Annotated in this window: 2 protein-coding genes; both read left to right on the top strand. The window is 63.5% G+C overall.

Going from position 1 to position 4,026, the window contains the following annotated elements; all coding sequences use genetic code 11:
- Positions 1–498: 498 nt before the first annotated feature.
- A complete protein-coding gene (locus VF515_03760) occupies positions 499–2,811 on the top strand; it encodes an SNF2-related protein (protein HEX7406750.1) in 2,313 nt (770 codons plus the stop codon).
- Positions 2,812–2,822: 11 nt separating this feature from the next.
- Positions 2,823–3,983: a hypothetical protein gene (locus tag VF515_03755; GenBank protein HEX7406749.1), complete on the top strand. Its 1,161-nt coding sequence runs from the start codon at positions 2,823–2,825 to the stop codon at positions 3,981–3,983.
- Positions 3,984–4,026: the final 43 nt, after the last annotated feature.

Raw genomic sequence — 4,026 nt, 5'->3', positions numbered from 1 at the left:
TCGCGGCGGCGCTGGCCAAGGCGCAGGCCGAGCTCACCAACCCGGAAAAGTCGCTGACCGCCACCATCCGTGTTGATCGACCGCGCGAGGTGCCCACGGTTGTTCCCGCATAAGCGGGAAAATACCGGGAAACCGTCGTCGAAACCCGTATGGGTACAAGCTCCAAGTCGGGTAAACCAAATCCACTGTAAGGGTTTTTGTAGTGTTTTCCCGTATTCAACGGAAACGGGAAACCTAGCCAGAATGCCGGCGTCGTGGCCATTGATCGCGGGAACCAAAGCGCTGCATCAGCAGCAATTGAGCGCCCCTCCTACGTGCGCGCTGATAATAACTCGCTGAACGCGCCGGCTGAGACTCGCGGCATGAGCTTGGACGGCATGATATTCACAATTGGGGTTGTGCGCGACCTTCCAAGTCTTGATCTTACCTCATACTCAGCTAGCCTTCTCGAAGCAGTGGCAGACGATGATTCTGTCGCCTCGGGATTGTGGCCTATTTATGCGTGCCTTGCCGCACCAAGCTCTCCTTCCCCTCGAACCATCGGGCGATGCGGACGTTTGGGTAGAGCGGCTGTCGCGGACTTTCGACGATACGAGTCGCGACACCGGATTCCTGGAGCTAGCCGAGTCAGCGGTTGACGCCTGCCCCGGCGATCCGATCGTCCTCACGCTCGCTGTCACGGCGGCCCTTTTGGATGACCGGCCCGAGCGGGCGCTAGTGTTTCTCAAGCGGATTTCCAAGCGCTACAGCGCGACGCCGACAGATCACCTGCTACGAGCGCTGGCGCTGTTCCAAGATGGAAAACGTGTGGCGGCCCGGGCGTTATTGGAACGCCACGGGCTGACCGATTGGCATGCCGCGCTCCAGGCTTTTCCGGGCGGAAGGGAACGCATGCGATGGATGGTAGGGCAGGTCGACGCGATCATGGATCGCGACCAGCCCTGTCCGCAACGACGCCAAGCGGCGGCGGCAAAGAGTAAAGTCAAACCCCCACCCGCCCCTCGTCCAGCGCGCCCGTCCAGCAAGCCCACGCCGCCTGTCCCTGAGGTCGCGTCAACCTCGCTCCAGTCCTTGCCGAGGATCGAAATCGACATCTCCTTTGCGGCCGAGGTTGACCTTGCGCCCCTACTCCACATCATTGCGCGTGTGCCCGAACGGGAGGGCCGATGGTGGGGGCTGCGCGAGCGTTTCACCCATCTCGGCTTCGCTCAAGGCTTCGACGAACTTCTCTGCCTGCCGCACCTCACCGGCGTCGAACCATTCTGGCATCAGATCGAGACCGTGCGGAAGGTGTTGAAGCAGTTCCGCGGCCGTGTGCTGCTTGCCGACGAGGTCGGCCTCGGAAAAACCATCGAGGCCGGTATGGTTCTCAAGGAATATGCGTTGCGCGGCATGGCGGAGCGGGTGCTAGTGCTGGCGCCGGCCTCGCTCGTCGGGCAATGGCGGGAGGAACTGGAGACCAAATTCAGCCTGTCTTTCGCGACGACCCACGACCAGCTGCTGCGCGACGACCCGCCCGCGTTCTGGGGGCAGAAGCGTATCATCGCGTCGATCTCGGCGGCTCGACGACGCGAGCATTCTGAGCATCTGCTCGGGGGTACCTTCGACCTCGTCATTATCGACGAGGCGCATCATCTGCGCGACCGGTCGAGCCAGAGTTGGAAGCTCGTCGATGCGCTCAACAAGCGTTTCTTGCTGCTGCTCTCAGCGACGCCGGTGCAGAATGACCTTGTGGAACTATACAATATAATGACGCTCTTGAAGCCTGGCATCTTCAAGACGCTCAAGGAATTCCGCGCTGCCTACATGACACCCGGCAAGCCGAGACAGCCGGCGAATCCCGAGCGCCTGCGTGAATTGATGCGCGGCGCCATGATCCGCAACACCCGCGCGGTCGTCGCTCTGAAACTTCCGCGCCGCCACGCGGTCACGATTAAGGTCGATGGCCAGCCGGGCGAAGTCGAGGCCTATGCCGATCTGGCGGCCGCAGTGCGCCGCCTCGCAGCCGAGACCGGGGCGGGCGGGCACCGGTTGGCACTGCACCACCTGCTCGGCGCGGCCGGATCGTCGCCGGTCGCCGCGGCGGTTGCCGTGGCGCGGTTCGCAGCACGCCGTCCCGACGACATGGAGTGGCGGGCTCTAGCCGAACGCTGGGCGGCGATTGAAACCGGTGGCAAGGAGACGGCGCTACTCGACCTGCTTCGTCGCAACCCGGATGAGAAGAAGCTGGTCTTCGTCCATTCCCGAGAGACGCTGGCCCGCCTGGCCAATCTGCTCGCGCATGCCGGCTTGCCCTTCGCGCGCTTCGACGGCAGCCTCAGCGGGCCGCAGAAGGATGCAGCGATTGCCGACTTCCGCGACAAAGCGCCCGTGCTGCTCTGCACAGAATCCGGTGGCGAGGGCCGCAATATTCAGTTCTGCAACACGCTCATTAACTTCGATGTACCTTGGAACCCTATGGCGATTGAGCAGCGCATTGGCCGCATCGACCGCATCGGCCAAAATCGGGAGGTCTTCGTGTTTAACCTCGTCACGCGCGGCACACTGGAAGATCAGTTGCTGGCGCTGCTTGAGGAGAAGATCTCCATGTTCGAACTGGTCGTCGGTGAGGTCGGCGCGATCCTCGGCGGGCTGGGGGATGAACGCGACTTCCCGGAGCTGGCGCTCAACGCCTGGCTCGAAGCGACCGAGGCTGGTCGGACCGATGCCTTCGATGCCCTGGGCCGCCGGCTCGATGCTGCGCGGGTGCAGCATGAGGGCGCCAAGGCACTCGATGCGGCGCTGTTCGGCGAAGATTTTGAAACGGCGTGAGGGAGCCGGCGATGGGCGAACTGCGCGATTTCGTCTCTGACGTGCTGGAGATCGAAGGCTCGGCCGTCGAGGCCGTGGAGCCAGACGGCCTGGAAGTGCTGGCGCCCGAACCCCTACGCACGGCCATGGACTGGCCGGAACTGGTGCGGCTCGGTTTCGGGGCCGAGCTTCCGGCTGGAGCGGTGGCCGTCGGATTCGAAGGCGACTGGCTCGACCGCTTTGGCGCGCTTCTGCGTGACCGAGGTCGTTGGGCTGAGCGACAGCTCGTGCTCCCAGACCCCATGCCGCGCATCGCTTATCCCGAACGCCTGCTCGACCACGCCCTCGATCTTCCTAATGCCATTTGGCGCTTGCATGGCGTCTCGACGGCCTGGGCGCGTTGCCTGCTGCTAGCGTTCCGTTACACCGCGGTCTCCGACGAGAAGCGTGAAGGGCTGGTCTGGCTCGGATTCAACCAGGGAACCGGCGCGGTCATCGACGACGTTTTAGCGCGGTTGCGTCCGCTGCTGGCGGCGGACACGGAATGGCAAGTACCCGACCCGGACGTCCGCCGCGCGGCGGGACCGGCGTGGGATGCGCCCACTCTTGAAGCGCGGGTGCGGCCGCTGCTCAAACACCGCGTGCGACTCGAAATGGAGCCGTTTCTGCGCACGATGCGACGCCGTCTCGACCGCGATCGCACCCGCATCCATGAGTACCACAACGATCTGCATCTCGTGGCTCAAAAGAGGCTCGCCAGCCTTGCCGGTGCCTCGGGTGAAAAGGCGGAAGGCGACCGCAAGCGAGAGATGCTGCGTATCGCGGCGATCGAGCGGGAATATTCCGCCAAGCTCGACGATCTGCGCCGCAATTATGCGCTTCACGTGACGATCGAATGGGCGCAGGGGCTGGAGTTGTTTGTTCCGGTGCAGCGCTTCGAAGTGCTGATCAAACGCCGTAAGGGCGAAAGGCTCATACGCATCGACTGGCACCCAACGGTACGTCTTATGGAGCCGCCGCCAAGCGATTGGGGCCTGGGCCTGGAGCGCTCGCGCTTCGTCTGCGACGATCATCTCCATATCACCGACGCGGCCGGCCAATCTCCCTGCCCATCCTGCGGCAGAGCATGGTGCCGCGGCTGCCACCCGACGGCCTGCCCGCGCTGCGGGCAATCGATCAAGTCGCTCGGTTAGTTAATGAGAAAGTCTGCATTCTGAAACCGATGGACGCACTTTC

Source organism: Candidatus Binatia bacterium, from assembly GCA_036382395.1.
GTDB lineage: Bacteria > Desulfobacterota > Binatia > HRBIN30 > HRBIN30 > JAGDMS01.
The sequence above is the reverse complement of the archived record's forward strand: the minus strand, read 5'-3'. Positions and strand labels throughout refer to the sequence as shown.